The sequence below is a fragment of the Bradyrhizobium sp. CCBAU 53340 genome, from assembly GCF_015291645.1.
Taxonomy (GTDB): domain Bacteria; phylum Pseudomonadota; class Alphaproteobacteria; order Rhizobiales; family Xanthobacteraceae; genus Bradyrhizobium.
In genome coordinates this window covers 5,024,003-5,043,125 of sequence record NZ_CP030055.1, presented here as the reverse complement: position 1 = coordinate 5,043,125, position 19,123 = coordinate 5,024,003, and the positions used below count along the sequence as shown (strand labels likewise).

Sequence of the window (19,123 nt, the reverse complement as noted above, 5' to 3'; positions counted from 1 at the left end):
GTCCCGCGATATTGGGCAATCCAGGGTATCGTAGTCGATACGTGAGAGGAAGAGCAGTCAAACGTGCATGCGTCGTACCCCCAAGGAGAAGCATTCGTCCAATGCCACGATTGAAAGCCGCGGATGCGGAACAAGGATTGAGTGGGTCGACGAAACCAGTCACTGCAGTTGCGAGCTTGGGACCGCATCAGACGGTACACCAGGAGAGGCGCAATTTTTCGGCCGTCATAGCGGTGAGGCGGTGAGGTGTTGGTCCAGGCGCTCCTGGAAAATTTCGCGGCGCCGTCGTCATGGGTCACGTAGAGGGTCCCATCAGAGGCGATGGCTTCGCGGTGAGGAGCAACCACCGGTCCCCCGACTGCCCACGAATTTCACAATTACTAAACGCGCTCTTCGCTCACGCCGAAAACGAGGGGTAGCACCGAGTGATGGACCTTCGTGAGCACGAACCCAAGCAGCACGGTCGTTATAAACGCCGAAGACTTCGCCACGAGTCCCAAAAAAACGGATGTGTCCAGCTTGGAGGAGACGATGTGAGCGACCAATACAGCGACGGCAACCACGAAGGCGACTTTCCAGATCTGATCCATCGGTATCAATTTTGCGACACTGGTTCTGAGCGCCGTGGCGACGCTGATCAATGCCCACCACTCCCAAAGAACTAGACCGGTGATGTTTCCCGCAACCGCGCCGGCGAGACCGAAAAACTGGAGCCCTAGGATGCTCAAGGCAACTGACAGCAAAAGCGATATCGCGCTTATCGTGGCGGCCTGCCGGCCCAATCCTAACGCCCAAAGAAGCTGGCCGGCCCCGAAAACAGTTGCGATCTGTCCCAAGGAATAGATCTGCATGAGCGGCGCTGCCCCGAGATACTCGCGTGTATAGATCAGTTCCACAAGGTCGTCCGCGGTCGCGATCAGCAACCCGAAGAGTGGCGGCAGCGTGCATGCCAGCAGCAGATACGCTTTCGACAACAGCTTGCGGGCGCCATCAACGTTGCCTTCGCCCACCAAGGAACTGAAGTTAGGCAGAAGGGCGTTACCTAGAGGCTGGCGGGTCAAGGTTCCGAGGAGCATGGCCGTCGATGCAATCGAGACGAGTGCAAAGGCCGAGCTCGAAAAGTTCGCTGCCACGACCCATTGACCGGCCTGCCCACGCAAGGCGAAAAAGCCATCGGCCATCGCAAAGGGCAGCGAGTACTTCAATTGCGCGCGGGCCAACTCGCCGTCGAATCCGAGACCCCGTTCCTGCGCGGCAAAGAGGGCATAGAACACGGCAAGGCCGACCTTCAGCATGGCCAGGCCGCACATCACCATCAAAATCCATCCGAGATCGCCAGATGAGACTGCTGCACCTGCCAATGCCGCTGTTCTGATCATCGCGAACCCGATCGTTACGCACGCCCCCCATTGCGCTTTTCCGTCCGCCGTCGGCAAGACATCAAGAACCGACGCCAATATCCAGATGCCAACGAAGATCTGAACGAGGGGCGAGTAAGGCTGTAGGCCTCCAATCGAACTCGGCAAGACGGGCATCAGCCCTAAAAGCAGCAGAATCGAGAGCCCCCCCAGAGCGAAGAGACTTGCGAACGTATTGCCCAAGAGCTTTCGTCGGGTTCCTGGAGCGGCGCGCGGCAGAAAATAGAACAGGGACTGCGGCAGGAACAGGGGAAAAAAGATCAACCCCGTTTGGGCGAGCAGCCACATCAGGCGGTAGTCCCCGAACTCCTGCTTGGTCAGGTGGCGGACCAGGATGACAGGTACCACCAACTGCATGGCATATTCGAGCAACCCTGCAGCCGCGAGAAATCCTGCCTTCCGGCGAATACCCGATCCCATGCCGCGCGCGCGCCTCCTGTATGCGGCCCGCTCAAGGAGGCTTTCGTCCTTCCTGCAAAGTGGAGCGGTTTGCTGGGCGCGCGTCATTTTTTCCTTCGGCGAACCGCTTCCTCGATGGCTGCGACGTAGGGCCTCAGCACCACGTGATCGCCATGCACCCGGTCCATATAGTTCCTGCATCGCACGGACACCTTTCGCCATTCTGTTTCATCGGCAATCAAGTGCTCAGCAGCGCAAGCCATCTCATCGATGGACCGGATAGAGACACCCAGGCCTTCGCGACTGATAAGTCCACCAGGATCAAAAAAAGATACTACAGGAACGCCGCGGCTCCAGGACTGAAGAAAGGAATTCGGAAAACCCTCCGTGTCGGAGGTATTGACGAAGACCTTGGCGCGGTCATAGAGGTCACCTACGTCGTGATAAGGCACTCGACCGCAAAACGTCAGGTTCGGCTGTCTCTTCGCGGCAGACTCGATTTTGCTGTACAGATCGGAAAAACCCGGTTGTGGACCACCGACCATGTGAATATGCCGGGAAGGCATGTGACGCGCCAACTCGATGGCGAGTTCCGGTCGCTTGAAGGGAAGCAGGTTGCTGACCCAAAGAATTTCCAAGTCGTGCTCGTCACGATCCAGCTGCCGGCCAGGGGAATCCACCAGCGGGTCGGCGACCACGCTGATCACCCCGTAATTTTCCATGAGTGCGCGTTGCTGGCCCGCGTGCTGGCAAAGGATAGTATGAGCGTGTCTCAATCCATATTTGTACAGTTGTTTGTCTCGCGTATAGAGAATGCTCAGTCGTTTAGGTTTAGGATCGGCATCGTTGTCGTGTGCTAACCGGTGTATGAAGCCACGTCCATGCCGGCGGCAGAACATCGCGACCAAGCCGACAAGCCCACCCTCGGTACTCGTGTAGTAAACGTCGGCATCGGCCCGCATCAACGCCGCCCACGTTGCGGTCAAGCGGGGATAAACAAAACGAAGTACCGGAAGACCCGCATCCGGGCGATACGCCTTGTAGGTTGTGACGCCATGCCAAGCTGCTGCGTCGGACTGACCGTAATCCCAGACGACCATGGAAACCTGGTATCCACGAGCAACGAGTGCTTTCGCGAGCAACGTCTGTTGTAACTGCGCCCCGCCATTACCATGATGGTTGTATTCGCGGGCAAGGACCGGGAGGTCGTCGAAACCGACGAAACACACCTTCATGGTGGCGGTCTCTTGATGGAACCCATCGATTGGGCCTGACCGAGGGCGAGCCCGTAACATAGCCATAGGGCCGCCTGCGGGGGAGTCGGAGTAAATCGTCCATCCGTGAATCCGTCGACTGCAAGGCACAACAGGCCAACCATGCAGCCTTCAAAAACACCGCGCCATTGCGGATCGACGTGGTGCCTGGATAGATGACTAAAGGTCCGCCATACCGACCAGAAGAAAACCGCCACAACCACAATACCCACTATTCCGAGGTCAAGGGCGACTGCCAGATAGGCATTATGCGGATGAGCGACCGGAAGCATGAGGCCACGGAGGTTCGGGGTCGCCCACAGCGTCGAATAGAGGCCTCCACCAATAATAGGAGCCTCCCAAAAAGTACCTATCAATGCAAGCCAGAGGTCGAGCCGACCGGCGGTTATCGCCTGTTCGTCCCCGGTTGCCAGGCCGGTCGATGCCCGTTCAATGAACGCGTCGGGCAATAGAAATACAACCGTCACGATTGCAAAGAGCGCCAGCAAGAACTGACCCATGCGTCGCTGTTTCCACATGTAGGAGCCCAGTATGATGGCAATCCCAACGAAAGCGGCCCGTGAGAAGGTCAAGGCAGCCATCATTGCGGCAGCGCCGGCGCATGCCAGCAGTATTGCACGCGACCAGAGCGCAGAGGTGGCTAGTGCGGTGTGGAGGAGGATCGCGAAGCCAATGTTGGCCAGCAGGCCGATTTCATTGGCATGTAATCCGATCCAACTTAGAAAATCTCTGTCGCCAGCCGCCAAGCCCTGCAGGCTGATGCCATCGATAATGAGGTAACCGGCAATCACGACGAAAAAGGTAGTGTAAGTAGCTGCTAGAGCCCAGATTACAGGGCGTCCATTGCTGCTTCGGGAAAGAACCGCCGCCAACCACGCCACGGCCAACATTATCAACGACTTTGCAAAGTCCAGCAGATATGCGGTTTTTGTTAAGGGCTCAAGGTTGGGAAGTACGATCGCCCTTTCCACCGAACCGACACCGAGGCAAGCGCCAAGTGTCATGACGCCCACATAAATCCAGAATGTAGTTGGGAAGCTGACGAATTGAATATCCTCTCGCCTGAATGCGGAAGCCGCGAACACCGATAAGAGTGTTAGCCCAAACAAGATATTGAATGGGTTCAATCCGGTTATCTCGAAAAGTTCTCGTGGAACGAGCTGGCTCGAGGCGAATGGCAACAGCAACGCGAGCAGCCAAACGCCTTTCCGATAGTCAGCAAAAATGATCAGTGCGAACAAGAAGCTGCAATAGAGAAGACCGTAGGCAAACGCGCCGAGAAATGCTGTCACGCCGCCGATCAGCGCCGCGGAAATCCCAAGGAGTACTAGAGTTAGAATGCTAACCCTCAATTGAGAGGCATGGTCGAGCGTCAGATTCGTTGACATTGGTTGGTTTACCGACATCCTAGGTTCTATGCCGACTGGCTTTCGAATTGGCAAAACTGTCTTGCAGGAGCGTCTGTTCGCTGTTGCAGGTATGTGCTCACGGTTAAACTCTCATCGCTCGAATTGACGACGACGTGAGCCAATAGCGACAGCGTCAGTCCGGAAAGTCGAGCGGCCCCCGGCTTAAGAACGAGGCCAAGCATAACGTTCCGACCATCGCGGTCAATCTGCGCTCGACTGCGCCAAATATTCCAACAAGAATCATGAGCGATGCTGGTGAGTACCCCGCGTATGCGCGTGTACTCCCGCCTGTGTACCTCAGAGGAGGTAGGTCATAGTCCCCGTTTTCAGCGGCGCGCGTAGAGAGTTGCACCGATCGATTGAAGCAGGCGGAGCTTCTTAACGTGCGGGGCGCCTTTCAATTCCTCGAGGTGCAGAGGAAACAGCAGAGGGAAGAGGTTCAGAAGGCCGCCTCCGGGTTTGGAGCTTTCGGCTGCAGTCTCGATCTGTTCCATCTATGATCAGCGCTCACGCATGCGAACGTCCTTGCCGAGCAATGCAGGGCTCCAGGGCGTAGCTATAAGGTCCGGAAGCAGCATTGACCGAACAGCTACTGAGCCTGACGCCGGTCACGCAATCGCAATACGTCTGCGGGATTGTGAGCAGCTTGGGAGCAACCAATGCTGAAGGGATGAAGTGGCGCCATGAGGCAGGCGGGGGCGATCTCTCGCCGAGGCTCCCAGCGCTCCGTCTCATCCGTGGCTATCAGGACACAATGGCTGCTCGTTTCAAGCTGATCGCAATACGCAATAGAGGCATAGCTTCGCACAGAGCTCCGGAGTGTAAAAACGAGATTGCCGCTCTCTCGTCGAGACGGACGGAATATAATGCGCTGAGCCGCGATGTGACTTTGGCGGTGAGCGCTACCGAGAGTTAGGTGGAGCGGATCACACCGAAGAGCAAATCAACACGCGTACAGGGCTTGCGAATTGCGCAATTGGCCAGTCCGCCAGATTTTTTCGCCTTCCTCAACGATCATTGTCCTCGCGCTCGGCCCGGTAGTACTCCCAAAGAGCGTAGATCGTTACCCATGTTCTTCGACAGCCCGCGGGCCAGATTGATTATCTTGAATGAACACGATGACGGCCTTCAAACAAGGAGCCAACATGGCGAACAAGGACGCGGAAAATCAGACCGCGAACGGCGGCCCGTCGCTGGCCGTCATCGGTTGCGGTTACTGGGGTTCGAAACACATCCGCGTCGGCTGCGATATACGCGACGCAAGGATGGCGATGGCCGTCGATCCCCGCCCTGACAGATTAGAATATATCCGTTCACATTATCCTTCTGTCGCCTTTTCGCGTGATGTCGGCGCGGTACTGAATAATCCTTCTATAGACGGGGTCATTGTCGCCACCCCTGTGGACACGCACTTTGAATTGACGCGGGCGGTGCTCCAAGCCGGAAAGCACGCGCTCGTCGAGAAGCCAATGGCCATGACGAGCGCGCAATGCCGCGAGTTGAATGCGATCGCCGAAGAGCGCAAGCGTGTGCTATTGGTCGGGCACACGTTCGAGTACCACCCGGCGGTCGGCGTGATGCGGCAGATGATCCAAAGCGGCTCTCTTGGCGAGCTCTACTACATTGATTCGCGGCGCCTGAATCTTGGTCTCTACCGGCAGGACGCCAATGTCCTTTGGGACTTGGCCCCGCACGACCTCTCGATCATCTTCTGCTTGCTGGAGGAGGTGCCTCAAACCATCGGCGCGTGGGGTTGCGCGCACGTTCTGCCGAACGTTGAGGATGTTGTTTACGCCAAGATGGGCTTCAAGAGCGGTCCGACCGCCCATGTGCATGTTTCCTGGTTGGACCCGGTTAAGGTGCGCCAGATCACTGTCGTCGGAAGCGATGCGATGCTGGTGTTCGATGACGTGCAGCCGTCCGAGAAAGTGCGCGTTTACCAGAAGCGATTCAGGCCACGGATCGACGGCGACTCCTACGCCGACTTCCAGTTGGCCTATCATCACGGCGACGTGCATATCCCCGCGATATCCAGCAGCGAACCGCTGAAGCTCGAGATACTCGACTTCGTCAATGCGATCATGACCGGGAAACGGCCGCGCGCGGACGCAATGCACGGACTGCGTGTTGTCGAAGCGCTCGAGGCGGCATCGGCGTGTCTACGGCTCAAGCACAAACACCGTAGCAACGGTAAGGATCAACGGATATTTCGGCGGCGGAACATGCCGGCGGGAGGTCCCGAAGTTGCTGTCGCATGAAGCCACGCGACGGAAGGCGACCCCGCGCGAATTCGGCAAACGGGCGCTCGACGTCGTGATCTGCGTTCTCGCGCTCCCGATGCTGGCCCTCATCTCCACGGGGGTGTGGATAGCAATCCATCTCGATAGTCCCGGACCAGCGCTCTTTCGCCAGCGTCGGATCGGACGAGACGAGAAGCCGTTCACCTGCTTCAAATTCCGGACGCTCCGCCACAATGCCGACGAAAACGTCCATCGCGAGGCGATCCGGCGGGCTTGGGCGAATGAACCCCTCTCGAACGACCCCGCCGCCCCATACAAGCTCACAGACGATCCTCGCGTGACGCGCGTGGGACGGTGGCTGCGGAGGACCAGCCTCGACGAGCTGCCTCAATTCCTCAACGTGTTGCGGGGCGAAATGAGCATCGTCGGTCCACGGCCGGCGATTCCATATGAACTCGAATACTTCCGTGACTGGCACCATACGCGTCACATTGTGAAGCCCGGAATAACCGGACTTTGCCAGGTGCGCGGTCGGGGTCGTGTCAGCCTGGAGGTGATGCTCGAGATGGACGTCGAATATGCACTGAACTGGACCTTATGGACCGACCTGAAATTGATTGTCCTGACGTTTCCAGTGGTGCTGCGGGGGCACGGTGCTCGATGAGCTCTCAAAAAGCAAAGACGGAGTCGAGTGAGGCTCGAAAAATGCACATTCCGTTTGTCGATCTCAAAGCGCAATATGAGACGTTGAAAGACGAGGTGGCCGAAGCAATTCAGAGCGTTCTCAACTCCGCGCAGTTCATAGGCGGCGAGGCGCTTGCCGCGTTCGAAAGAGATTTCGCCGCGTATTGCCAGGTGCGCCATGCGCGCGGTGTGGCGAACGGCACGGACGCGATTCGTCTGGCGCTGCGGGCGTTGGGTATTGGTCATGGCGACGACGTGATTACGACCGCCCACACCTTCATTGCCACCGCGGCCGCGATCGTGGCGACGGGAGCGCGGCCCGTGTTGGTCGATATCGATCCGGACACTTACACGATCGATCCCAGAATGATCGAGCGCGCCTTAACGGATCGCACAAGAGCGATCATCGCAGTCCACCTCTTCGGGCAGCCGGCTGACATGGGTCCAATCAATGACATCGCACGACGGCGCGGACTCTATGTCCTAGAAGACGCGGCCCAGGCGCACGGGGCGGAATATCAGGGGATCCGCACCGGCGCGCTCGGCGATATCGCATGTTTCTCGTTTTATCCAGCGAAGAACCTCGGGGCTTATGGCGACGGCGGAGCAGTCACCACCAACAGTGCCGCGATCGCCGAGCGGATCGAACGACTGCGTGACCACGGTCGAACCACCCATTACAGCCACGCCGAGGTCGGGTTCAACAGCCGGCTCGACGCTCTCCAGGCGGCGATTCTGCAAATCAAGCTCCGGCGCCTGGACGAATGGAACACCAATCGGCGGCGCGCCGCGGAGTGGTACGCCGCGGAGCTGGCGGAGTCGGGGATCAAGACGCCGTTCGTTCGAAAGGGGTCGACGCACGTCTACCACTTGTATGTGATCGACACGAACGACCGTGACGCAATGCGGAATGAGCTCGAAGAGGCCGGCGTGGCGACCGGGATCCACTATCCATTGCCGCTCCACCTGCAGCCTGCTCTCGTCCATCTCGGTTACAGGCAGGGCGACTTACCATATTGCGAAGCGTCGGCCGCGCGATCATTGTCTCTGCCCATGTTCCCCGAGCTCACGCGCGACCAGGTGCGCTGCATCGCCGCGATTGCACGCGCAGCGGCTGAGCGGGACGGTCACGAGAAATTGCAGCCGCAGTCAATGTTTTCGCCCGCCGCACTTCGCGCGGATGGGGGGAGGGCGTGGCGATGAATCGAATTAGGGCATGGGCGGTGGTCGAGACCGAGGCGATCGGTGTGGACGTGGCGATCGCCGAGTTCGCCGTCGTGCGGCCTGATGTTACAATTGGTAACCGGGTGGTCATTCACCCGCATGTCGTGATCGAGAGCGGCGCGAGAGTCGGGGACAACGTCGAAATCTTTCCGGGAGCCTATTTCGGCAAGGCGCCCAAGGGAGCCGGGGCGTTGTCGCGCGCGCCGCGTTTCGAGGCGTGGGTCGATATCGGCGCCGACTGTTCTATCGGGCCGCACGCAGTGATTTTTTATGACGTCTCGCTCGGCGCAGGGACCCTGATCGGGGATGGTGCCTCGATCCGTGAACAATCTTGGATCGGCTCGAAGACCGTCATCGGACGTTACGTCACGGTCAACTACAACACGCGAATAGGCGATCGCGTCCGGGTGCAGGATCACACTTGGCTGGCAGGCAACATGACGATCGAAGACGACGTATTCATCTCGGGCTGTGTCGGCACTTCGAACGACAATGCGATGGGCCGGGACGGCTACGACGGTTCGACCATGCTGGGGCCCAATATCGCGCGCGGCGCGGCAATCGGAGTGGGAGCCAACTTACTGCCAGGCGTCAGAATCGGGGTTGGCGCCGTGGTCGGCGCCGGCGCGGTGGTGACGAAGGAGGTGCCCGACGGTGCGCTCGTGATGGGTGTCCCGGCGGGGGGGCCGACGACGGTTCAAAGCGACTACCGGCGCAGCCTAGAGACTCGATGGTTCCTGCCAACCGTGGAGCGAACACAATCGTGAGGATCCTCGGCGTCACGAACGTGTATCAAAATCCTAGTTTTGGTTGAACGCTGGGACTGCGGTGATAACGGTCGGGTGATGGAATGCTGAGTTCGTCAAGGCCTGCGATCAGGGTACTGCATATAACCGACACGCTGGGCTCCGGGGGGAAGGAGCGACAACTGATTGAATTATTGCGTGGGTTCAACAAAATGGACGGGTTCGTTAACGAGCTAGTCGTGCTTTCAGATACCATCCACTATGACGAGGTTGGGTCACTGGGAATAAAAGTACACATCTTCAGAAGAAGCCGAAAAAGGGATTTCCGTATTTTCGAAAAGCTATATGGCCTGGCGAGACGATACCGGCCGAATATAATATACTCGTGGGAGTCGATGTGCTCGGTGTATGCGGCACCAATTGCGTTGTTGTTTAGATCGGCTTTGATCAATGGGATGATACGATATGCACCGCTCGTTTTGAGTTTGAAAGATCAGGCGTACCGACGTTTCCTTCTGACAGCTCCATTTTCAACGGTAATCTTGGCAAACTCATTGGCGGGACTTAGAGCTTTTAGAGTTGATGGCAAGAAAGGACTTTGCATACACAACGGTTTCAATTTTGACCGAATAGACAATCTTCCTGACGTCAACGCCCTCAAGCGTTCGTTGGAGATAAGAACCAAGCATGTAGTCGGTATGATCGCAAGGTTCGATCGAGAGAAAGATTATAGCACGTTTTTTAAAGCGGCAGAATTGCTGTGCAGCGAGCGGAAGGACATTACTTTCCTGGCTGTCGGTGAAGGACCGGATCTGGAAAGCTTCAGGGGGCGTCTGAAGAGCGACGATCATGCGAATATACGCATTCTAGGAGTCAGCAAACGGGTCGAAGAAATCGTAAAAACGTTCTCCGTCGGAGTCTTGGTGTCGGACTCAAGATGCCACGGAGAGGGAATAGCTAATGCAATTCTGGAGTACATGGCGCTGGAAAAGCCGGTCATAGCCACAGACGCAGCTGGCAATCGCGAAATTGTCAAGGACGGGGAGAATGGATTCCTAATTCCATTCGGAGATGAAAATGCATTGGCGTTGCGGATAAGGGAAATTGTCAACCGTCCTGACGTTGGAAGCGCGTTCGGTCGCGCAGGACGGGCGCTCGTGGAGCAGAAGTTCGGGATTGAGCAAATGGTGCAGAAGCACGTAGAGCTGTTTCGGCGATTGGCAGGTAGAAATAGAGCGCTCTGAAGTTTGATTGCGAGATGGAGCCTCAAGTTGATCGAACGACCATATTTGGAGGCTGCTGAAAGGGTATTGGTCGCTATGTGCGGGATTGCAGGTTCGATTGATCCTGGTCTCGCTGCGCAGTAGGAGGCGTCGGAGTGTTCGCGCGCGACATGGCGAATGCGATTGCGCATCGGGACCAGACGGTGAGGGGGGGTCGTTGCAGTGATTGGCGTCGGGATTCACACCGCCGACTTGCCATGACTGACGGAGGTGAGGCCGGAGCGCAGCCCATGATGTCAGCAGATGGGCGGTGGGTCGTGAGTTACAATGGCGAGATATATAATGCGGATGAAATTCGCCCTCTTTCCTTCGACGCGTGGCGAAGGCAGTGGGCCGAGCACATGCACCGGCGGCCGGCGCGGGCCAGTAATGCGATGGCAATTACTGCCGGGCGCTGAGGGAATACAGGATCGTGAGGATCCTCTATATCACCAACATGTATCCGAGTCGGCAGAGACCGGGCCACAAAATTTCATCGAGGTTTGTTGATAGCGAATTATCAGGCGGTCGCCATTCTCGGAGACCACAAGGAGCAAGCCGCGATGATGGTTCTGCATGTGACGGGCGCGTACCCTACTAAACAGAATCCGTCTGAGGGAGTTTTCATCCGCACTCAAGTGGAGTCGCTGGCGAAGCTTGGGATTGATGTTGATGTTTGCCTGCTTAACGGCACCGGCATTGGCAAATATATCAAGGGCATTGCTGAAGTACGGAAGGCTGTGCGTTCGAGGGAGTACGATATCGTTCATGCGCACTATATGTACTCAGGCTGGACTGCCAGATTAGCTACTGCCCTGCCACTCGTTGTGTCTTTTATGGGCAACGACGTATATGGAGATTGCAGCGAGTGGGGAGAATATCGAGCCTCTAATCGAGTGTTGCACGGACTATTCTCCCGTCTATTGTCGTACGCGACGGCTCACAATATTGCGAAGAGTGCCGGTCTTGCAAAACATCTTCGCGCCAAAACAACGTCGATTATTTCCAATGGAGTGGATCTTGATATCTTCTATCCCAGAGCAGTCGCTAAGCGCGAAGTGGGTCTGAAGGAAGACGAGCAGCACGTTCTATTTGCAGGCAGGCCCTCAGCAGGGGGTTATAAGAGGTACCCGCTCGCCGAAGCCGCTTTTGAGTTAGTTCGACAATCAAATCCATCTGCCAAATTGGTCACTCTTGATAAGAGACCTCAACAAGAAGTCGCGCGATTCCTGAACGCCGTCGATTGTTTGCTGCTTACATCCGCTCATGAGGGGTCTCCGAACATTGTCAAAGAAGCTCTCGCCTGCAATCTACCGATTGTTTCCGTCGATGTTGGCGACGTGGCCGAGCGAATTAGAGAGTTCGAAGGATGTTACATTGTGCCTGACGAACCGGCCTTTATCGCGGAAGCGTTAGCGAAGGTACTGGTCCGTGGAAAGCGTCTTTCCGGCGCTTATGCCGCGGTCGATGAAATGTCGCTCGCGAAGATCGGCAGGCGAATACAATCTTTGTACGAGCACGTTCTCTCCCGAAGCTGCCGGAGGGGTGAGGTTGGCGCGTAAGCATCCGGTGAGGGCCGCGTAGCGGTCACTCAGGCTGCTTGGTTGACCTGCTTATTTCGGTCGCGCCAATTCCAGGGCAGAAGTTCGTCGAGCCGTTGGACCGGATGTGCAGCGATGCGTGCCAGGACGTCGGCGAGCCAGGCTTGTGGATCCACGTCGTTCATTTTGGCTGTGACGATTAGGCTGTACATCATCGCGGCACGGTCGCCGCCGCGGTCGGAGCCACAGAATAGCCAAGACTTCCGCCCCAGGGCGATGCCGCGCAGGGCTCGTTCGGCGGCGTTGTTCGATAGGCAGATGCGGCCATCATCGAGGAAGCGGGTAAACGCATCCCTGCGCTTGAGCATGTAGTCCATCGCCTTGGCAACATCGTTGCGCCGGGAGAGCTTGGCGCGTTGTTCAAGCATCCAGACCTTCAGATCAGCGACCAGCGGGACGCTGCGCTCCTGGCGGACGGCCCGGCGCTGCTCGGGCGTCTCGCCGTTGATGCCGCGCTCGATCTCGAACAAGGCATCGATCCGGCGGACTGCTTCCAGCGCCAGCGGCGAGATCACCGCTGGCTTTTTGCCTTGTACCTTGCGGCGCGCATTCTCCGCCAGATCAGCCATCACGAAGAACGGCCGGCGGGCATGGACCCAACACGCCGCTTCCAGGATCGGACCTGCGTTGCGGCCCACCTCGTAAAGCTTGCCATAGCCGCCATAGGCATCGGCCTGGAAGATGCCGCTATAGCCGGCCAAATGGGCCTGGGGATGCTCGCCGGCGCGATCGCGCGAGTAATAAAACACTGCTGCCGGCGGGGCCTGCCCGCCAAAAGGCTTGTCGTCGCGTACATAGACCCAGATGCGGCCGGTGTCGGTCTTGCCTTTGGCCAGGACCGGCACCGTCGTGTCGTTCCCGTGCAATCGCTCGGCACTCAGCACATGGGCCTCGAGGCGCCGGAACAAGGGCGTCAGCGCAACTGTGCAGCCACCAACCTGGTCGGCGAGGGTCGACAGGCTGATCGGCACGCCTTCCTTGGCATAGCGTTCGGCCTGCCGGTTCAGCGGCTGGTGCTGGCCGAACTTCTCGAACAGCACCATCGCCAGCAAGCTGGGGCCGGCCCAACCACGGGCGATGACGTGGAAGGGCGCCGGGGCCTGGCTGATCTTCTCGCAATCACGGCAGCTGAACTTCTCCCGGACGTGCTGGATCACATTCCCGGATTTCGGGATCACCTCCAGCGTCTTGGTGATGTCCTCGCCGAGCTTGGACAATCGCGAGCCGCCGCAGCAGGCGCACGCCACAGGTCCCGGCACGAGCACCCGCTCGCGAGGCAGATGGTCCGGGAACGGTTCGCGCGACGGCCTCTTGCGCGTGAACGAGGCCACCTTCGTCGTCCTGGCCGCGGCCATTTCGGCAGCGAGTTCGTCCTCAGTCGCTGAGGCCTCAAGCTCCTCCAGCGCCAGTTCGAGCTGACCCAGCAGCCTTGCGGTACGCTCCGAGCGAGGGCCATAACTATCCCGATTCAGCTTTTCGATCTGCAGCTTCAGGTGAGCGATCAGCGCATGGTCGTCAGACTGCTGGGCGCGAACGCTGGCGAGTTCGGCGCGGGTCGCCAGCAACGCCGCCTGCAGCGCCTCAATGTCTTCCGGCAGCTTCTCGGGACCGTCACCCATGCACCGATGGAATCACAAAAGCCGCGATTTGGCGTGCGCCTTTTGCAATCTCACGGGACTATTGCGCAACCTATCCTGCGCTCTGCGGCCGCCAGCTGTGTTGCGGGTTGCGCCAGTCGATCGCCTCCAGCAAGTAGCCCATCTGAGCTGCCGTCAGCGACACCACACCATCCACGTCGCTGGCCAGATGAAGCGGCCACGGTCCAATCGCTTGGCGTAAAGCGACAGCCCCACCCCGTCGTGCCAAAGGGCTTTGATCAGGGTGCCAGCACGACCACGGAACACAAAGACGTCGCCGGCAAAAGGATCTCACCCCAGCCCCTCCTGCACCAGCAATGCCAGACCCTGCATGCCTTTGCGCATGTCGGTGTGACCGGTTGCGATCCAGATCCTCGCCCCTGCCGCGATCGGGATCATCGCCGCTCCAGCAGATCCAATACGCGAGACAGCGCGGTCATATCAACGCCGGCGTCCACGATCACGCGACAGGCCTTGCCGACGACAATCTCCATGCGTCCGCTCGCTGGCCCGGCTGAAGCTAGTGCCGGCTCCGGCAGCTGGTCTGGCATCACCATCGCCGGCACAAAGGCTGGCTGAGGTCGTTCGTTCGTCCGCGTCCCAAACGATCGTCGCCAAGTCAGCAGCAGCGAGCGCGAGATGCCGTATCGTCGTGCTGTCGACGAGACCGCGCGCGGTGTTTGCAAACTCTCCAGAACGATCTTGAGTTTCTCATCATCGGTCCAGCGACGGCGACGGCCAGTCTCGACAACCTCAAACCGTTCAATTTGAGCACTGAACTTATTGCTGTCCATAAGCGCTGTTACACAGCACTCGTCTTAACCTGACAAGGCGGCCCCTACCGGAGGAAGACGTTGGCGCGGGGGGCGTGGAAGATGATCGTTATCGCCGATAATAATTTCTACATGTCGCTCCGCATCGCTTCAAAGTGCGCAAATTTGACCGGCTTGCTCGGGCTGCTGCCAATAGCACGACCACCCCAGAGGCCTTCGCCTTGCGGCGCCACGCGAAAAGTTGCGATGGATCGAGCCCATTTGACCGCGCAATCGCCGATGCATTCGCTCCGGCAACCAGGGTCTCTCCCAATCCTCGCCTTCTCCTCATCAGACATTACCGGTAACTGCCGCGCCGGACAGCCGCACAGGGGCTTGCCGTGAGAATTTCGAAGGTTCTAGGACTCTCATGGGAGAAGAAGTCAATGCTTAGCGGGACGAGGATTTCGACTCATGCGCGGGCGTGGAGTATACGCCATCAAGGGTTTTCCAAAAACCGCCATTGCTCGCGTAAGTCACGCTGATGCCCTTTTCAGCGAGGATTCTTCCCTCCATCGGCCACGGCCAAAGTGGCGTTTGGGTCAATGTGCCATTGACGTATTGATGAATGATATTGGCACCGATGTCCGAGCCTCCAGATCCTGCGCCCTTGAGGGGTGAGCGCGCGGGCACGAAAAAGTAGGCGCCGGTTCCGAAGGTGTTGCTGTCGTAGCGCGGATTGATGGTTTGATCTCCGGACTTTAAGACGATGCCATTATCACGGTTGCCCCAAAAATAGACGGAGCTATGGGTGGCGCTTGAAACGACCGCGGTTGTGTTGCTGAGCATGACGGAGTTGCTGAGTAAGAGCGATCCGACTGCGCCAAATTGGTTGAGCCCAACATTGTTGTTTACAAATACTGCGTTGGTGATGATTCCTGCGTTGGTATTGTAATTCCACGTCAAACCGTCGCCGTAGGGGCGCGTCGTAAACTGTGGGCATGCTGGGTTGACGGGAATGGAGAAGTAATTGTCCTTCATGTACGTACCAGCACCAGCCGACTCGTTCTCCCAATGACCTTCACAGTTATTGTAAAAAATAGACCCAAGCATGGTCATATTGTTGGCCGGATAATTAACGGCATCGTCGGTGGTGTGCCAAAGCGATGTGTAGTAATTGTCGTCAGCCTGAGTGGGGATTGCGTTGGTGCCGATGACATTCTCCAGGCTCACATTGCTTGCGCCATACACGGCAAAGGGCGCGCGCGGAGCGGGGCTAAAAGTAGTGATTCCCTCCCAAAAAGCCCAATCTCGTCTGAACGTGACGTAACTGGAATGATAAGCAACAAACTTGTATCTGCCTCTTCCCCAAGCAGCGCAATCCTCGACCAGAATGTTGGTTTGCGGGTATTCAATGTTGAAGACGTGGTGGTTATCGGCGCCCGCATTGTATGCAGTGATCCGTCGCAGAGTAATATGTTCGTTGTTTTGCCCGCCGCGACCTCCTCCATAAACATGAACCACGCTGGCTGAGGAATTACGCGCGACAAAGCCTTCAAGAGTCAAATAGGAACTTCCGGTAATAAAAATCGGCTCTGCAGTGCTTCCAGAGTCAAAAACAGCTTTGCCGTCGTTAGCAGCTTTGAGAGCAATAGGAGCGGTCGCGGTTCCTTTGAGAGCCGTACCGTTCGCTGGGTTAATATACAATTGGTAATAGGTGCCGTCGTTGAAAATGAGCGTGTCTCCGGGCTTCAGTACGCTCAGTTTTGCCGAGATGTTGTCTCCGGGATTTGCAAAATACGTGACACCGAACGCTGCGGTCGAAGCAGTCATTGAGGGTAAGAACAAAATGGCCAGGAACAAGAGGACACGTTGACCACATGCCCACAGCAGGTGCAGCAGAGTAATAGAAGGGGATTTCCAACCAACAATCGGTCCAAGCGGTCCCGCTCCGCGGGTCCATTTCACCTTCGCTGGAGGCCACGTTCCCCTATCGAGCACAAAGTCCACGTCCGAATAGCCCGTGACAGCGGCGACGTTGGCCGACGGGAATGAGCAAAAGCGAGTGATTAAGTTCCGATAATTGGACGTACGCATGGGTCTACGAGGCGCTCGCTGGGGAGCTACTCGCTGCCACCCCGCTTGGAGACTCGTTTAGAGCGTCCCGCTTGTTAATGCAGAGGATGTTTGCGTCGCGTTCGTGGGCGATGCGGAACCATTGCTCCAGCAGGACGATACTGAATAGCATCTTGTGGTGGTCGGCCCGGCCCGCCGCGTGGTCACGCAGCATGGATTGCACCGCAGCCGGTTTCAAGAACCGGTAGACCTGTGACTGCGGATCGGCCAGGTATTGCCGGATCCGTCCGTCGAGGGATTGGCGGAGCCACCCGTCGACCACATTCACCGCAAATCCGCGCTTCTTGCGATGGATGATTTCCGACGACAACAGCCGCTTGCTCACTTCGCGATGAAGCCACTTGCGAACGCCATGACGCACCTTGAAGGACGCGTCCAATTGCTGGACGTGTTCGACCACTTCGCGATCGAGGTAGGGTACGCGAACCTCGAGGGCGTGCGCCATGGACAGCTTGTCGCCATACATGAGCAGTTCATCCGGCAGCGACGAGCGCAACTCGAGTAACTGAAAGGCGTTCAGGTCGTCCAGGTTTTCGAAGGCCGGCCGGTATTCCTCCCAGCAGCGGGCGGCCACGGTGGCTTCGCCCTCGGCGATCAGCTCGGGGCGAAAAAGCCCCTGCATCGCGTCGTCCGAGACCAGGGAGAATACCTGCTGAAAACGACGAAGTCGGTCGGGCTCGTGCAGCGAGTAAAGCCCACGCTTAACCGTATCGGTCCGCGGGAGGGCGCGCGCGAGTGCGGCACTGGGTGTCTGCAACCAGCCGGGCAGCGCGCGCCAGGTGCCGCCATAGCGCACGCCAAGGTGTCGGGTGTATCCGCCGAACAGCTCATCCGGCCCCTGGCCGATGAGCGCCACCTTCACGTTTTCACGGGCGCGCTGGCAGACGAAGTACATCGGCACGATCGACGACGAGGCAACCGGTTCTTCGAGGACGTTCACGACGCGGGGCAGGACGTCTTCAAACGTTTCCCGGGTGAGGCGAACCGCGTTGTGTCTGGCCCCGTAGGTCCGTGCCGTTTTAGCGGCCTCCTCGAGCTCATCATCGGCGAACGAGGATCCATACCCGACGCTGAACGTGTGCCAGTCGCGGCCATAGAGGCTCATCAGCGCGAGCAGCAGGCCCGAATCGAGGCCGCCGCTGAGCAGCAGTCCGAGCGGAACGTCGCTGATGAGATGCCGCTTCATGGCCGCCTTGTAGAGATCGATCAATTTCTCCGCCGCCTCCTCCGGGCGGGGCTGCGCGGCGAATGGCACCGGAGCGAACTGATAGTAGCGCGAGACGTGCACCTGGCCGTTTTCGACAACGAGTCTTTCACCCGCGGCGAGCTTGTGGATGCTCTTGAACATCGTGCGCGGGGCGGGCGTGTAGCGATAGCGCAGAAAAAGAGCGACGGCTTCGGGGTCAATGCCCGGCGGCTCGCCGAGAGCAACGCGGACCGGCCGGATCTCCGAACCAAAGGCGAGCGATCCGTTGTGGATTGCGTAGTAGATGGGCTTGATGCCCATCGGATCGCGCGCCAGCAGCAGCCGGCGCTTTTTCACGTCCCAGATGGCGAGGCCGAACATGCCGTTGAAGCGGTTCAGCACGGCGTCACCCCACTGCTTGTAGCCGTGCACGATCACCTCGGTGTCGCAGTTGGAACGAAACACGTGGCCGTACCCCTGCAACTCCTGCCGGAGCTGCTGATAGTTGTAGATCTCCCCGTTGAAGACCACCCACACCGTCTGGGCTTGGTCGGACATAGGTTGGTGGCCGGCGGCTGACAGATCGATGATCGCCAGGCGGCGGAAACCCAGGCCGAGATTCCCGTCCAAACGCTGGCCGGCATCGTCGGGGCCGCGGTGGATGATCGTGCCCATCATCGCTTCGATGGTGGAAGCGCTGACGGGCACACCGCTTCCGAAGTTAAACTGCCCGCAAATGCCGCACATGATGGAGTCCTTTCAGCGCGACCTGGTGACTTGGTGACCAGTTGAGGCTGCAGCCGATACCAAAACGATCCCCGACCAAGCCCAGAGCTTCTGACAAGAGACGCCGCAGCGCGGCAATTAGAACCTTGGCAGCAAGCAGCAGCTCCACCGAAAGCTCCGTTTTCTCAACAATCCCGGCTCGCGCCCGTCCGCTCTGTCGACTCGAGGACGCGGTCTGCCGCGACTCCAGTTCCTACCCGAAGGTGAGGCCAGCTGCACATGCAATTAAGTATCATGTGTGTTGGGCGGGATTGGTTTCCCGTTTATTGGGCTTATCGATCAGCGCCAAGAACTTAACGGTTGCAACGCGGTGATTTCGCGCTGCTCATGGTTAGGGGTAGTCCTCAATAGTGCGCTCTCCGCTGGGCT

At 58.2% G+C, this 19,123-nt stretch carries 17 protein-coding genes and 1 pseudogene; 7 read left to right on the top strand and 11 right to left on the bottom strand.

Features of this window, described 5'->3' with window-relative positions:
• Positions 1-380 precede the first annotated feature (380 nt).
• The 4 genes from XH89_RS24115 to XH89_RS24100 form a co-directional block, all read right to left on the bottom strand.
• Entirely contained in the window at positions 381-1,925 is a 1,545-nt protein-coding gene (locus XH89_RS24115; protein ID WP_194462897.1) for a lipopolysaccharide biosynthesis protein, read from the bottom strand.
• Positions 1,922-3,052, bottom strand: a complete 1,131-nt coding sequence (locus XH89_RS24110) for a glycosyltransferase family 4 protein (protein ID WP_194462896.1) — start codon at positions 3,050-3,052, stop codon at positions 1,922-1,924. The genes XH89_RS24115 and XH89_RS24110 overlap by 4 nt, the downstream gene beginning before the upstream one ends.
• Positions 3,049-4,479: an O-antigen ligase gene (locus XH89_RS24105; RefSeq protein ID WP_194462895.1), complete on the bottom strand. Its 1,431-nt coding sequence runs from the start codon at positions 4,477-4,479 to the stop codon at positions 3,049-3,051. The genes XH89_RS24110 and XH89_RS24105 overlap by 4 nt, the downstream gene beginning before the upstream one ends.
• 347 nt (positions 4,480-4,826) lie before the next feature.
• On the bottom strand, positions 4,827-4,994 hold the full coding sequence (locus XH89_RS24100; protein WP_194462894.1) for a hypothetical protein: 168 nt from the start codon (positions 4,992-4,994) through the stop codon (positions 4,827-4,829).
• A 615-nt stretch (positions 4,995-5,609) separates the two neighbouring features.
• Here XH89_RS24100 and XH89_RS24095 point away from each other — a divergent pair.
• The 7 genes from XH89_RS24095 (at position 5,610) to XH89_RS24065 (ending at position 12,218) form a co-directional block, all read left to right on the top strand.
• Positions 5,610-6,758: a Gfo/Idh/MocA family protein gene (locus XH89_RS24095; protein WP_194462893.1), complete on the top strand. Its 1,149-nt coding sequence runs from the start codon at positions 5,610-5,612 to the stop codon at positions 6,756-6,758.
• Positions 6,745-7,404 (top strand): sugar transferase, encoded by a 660-nt coding sequence (locus XH89_RS24090; RefSeq protein ID WP_194462892.1) that lies wholly within the window; start codon positions 6,745-6,747, stop codon positions 7,402-7,404. Before XH89_RS24095 ends, XH89_RS24090 begins: the two co-directional genes overlap by 14 nt.
• Positions 7,405-7,445: 41 nt before the next feature.
• Positions 7,446-8,627 carry a DegT/DnrJ/EryC1/StrS aminotransferase family protein gene (locus XH89_RS24085; RefSeq protein WP_194462891.1) on the top strand — a complete coding sequence of 394 codons (1,182 nt, stop codon included), beginning with the start codon at positions 7,446-7,448 and terminating at the stop codon, positions 8,625-8,627.
• Complete coding sequence (locus XH89_RS41995; protein ID WP_194462890.1) at positions 8,624-9,415, top strand: transferase; 792 nt, start codon at positions 8,624-8,626, stop codon at positions 9,413-9,415. The genes XH89_RS24085 and XH89_RS41995 overlap by 4 nt, the downstream gene beginning before the upstream one ends.
• A 191-nt stretch (positions 9,416-9,606) precedes the next feature.
• Positions 9,607-10,638: a glycosyltransferase gene (locus tag XH89_RS24075; protein WP_194462889.1), complete on the top strand. Its 1,032-nt coding sequence runs from the start codon at positions 9,607-9,609 to the stop codon at positions 10,636-10,638.
• Positions 10,639-10,787: 149 nt separating this feature from the next.
• Positions 10,788-11,075, top strand: coding sequence for a hypothetical protein (locus XH89_RS42130; RefSeq protein ID WP_194468596.1), 288 nt, complete (start codon positions 10,788-10,790; stop codon positions 11,073-11,075).
• 144 nt (positions 11,076-11,219) lie between these two features.
• Positions 11,220-12,218, top strand: coding sequence for a glycosyltransferase (locus tag XH89_RS24065; protein WP_194462888.1), 999 nt, complete (start codon positions 11,220-11,222; stop codon positions 12,216-12,218).
• Positions 12,219-12,247: 29 nt separating this feature from the next.
• Here the strand turns inward: XH89_RS24065 and XH89_RS24060 are convergent, their stop codons facing one another.
• The 7 genes and pseudogenes from XH89_RS24060 to XH89_RS24030 form a co-directional block, all read right to left on the bottom strand.
• On the bottom strand, positions 12,248-13,876 hold the full coding sequence (locus tag XH89_RS24060) for an IS66 family transposase (RefSeq protein WP_194462887.1): 1,629 nt from the start codon (positions 13,874-13,876) through the stop codon (positions 12,248-12,250).
• 153 nt (positions 13,877-14,029) lie between these two features.
• A pseudogene (tnpB, locus tag XH89_RS42125) lies at positions 14,030-14,239 on the bottom strand (IS66 family insertion sequence element accessory protein TnpB).
• Between the two features lie 50 nt (positions 14,240-14,289).
• Positions 14,290-14,688: a transposase gene (locus tag XH89_RS24050; RefSeq protein WP_194462886.1), complete on the bottom strand. Its 399-nt coding sequence runs from the start codon at positions 14,686-14,688 to the stop codon at positions 14,290-14,292.
• Positions 14,689-14,776: 88 nt separating this feature from the next.
• Positions 14,777-14,998, bottom strand: coding sequence for a transposase (locus XH89_RS24045; protein WP_194462885.1), 222 nt, complete (start codon positions 14,996-14,998; stop codon positions 14,777-14,779).
• Between the two features lie 98 nt (positions 14,999-15,096).
• On the bottom strand, positions 15,097-16,656 hold the full coding sequence (locus XH89_RS24040; RefSeq protein ID WP_194462884.1) for a chondroitinase-B domain-containing protein: 1,560 nt from the start codon (positions 16,654-16,656) through the stop codon (positions 15,097-15,099).
• Positions 16,657-16,747: 91 nt separating this feature from the next.
• Positions 16,748-18,715 carry an asparagine synthase (glutamine-hydrolyzing) gene (asnB, locus tag XH89_RS24035; protein ID WP_246767596.1) on the bottom strand — a complete coding sequence of 656 codons (1,968 nt, stop codon included), beginning with the start codon at positions 18,713-18,715 and terminating at the stop codon, positions 16,748-16,750.
• Complete coding sequence (locus tag XH89_RS24030; RefSeq protein ID WP_194462883.1) at positions 18,690-18,863, bottom strand: hypothetical protein; 174 nt, start codon at positions 18,861-18,863, stop codon at positions 18,690-18,692. The genes asnB and XH89_RS24030 overlap by 26 nt, the downstream gene beginning before the upstream one ends.
• Positions 18,864-19,123 lie beyond the last annotated feature (260 nt).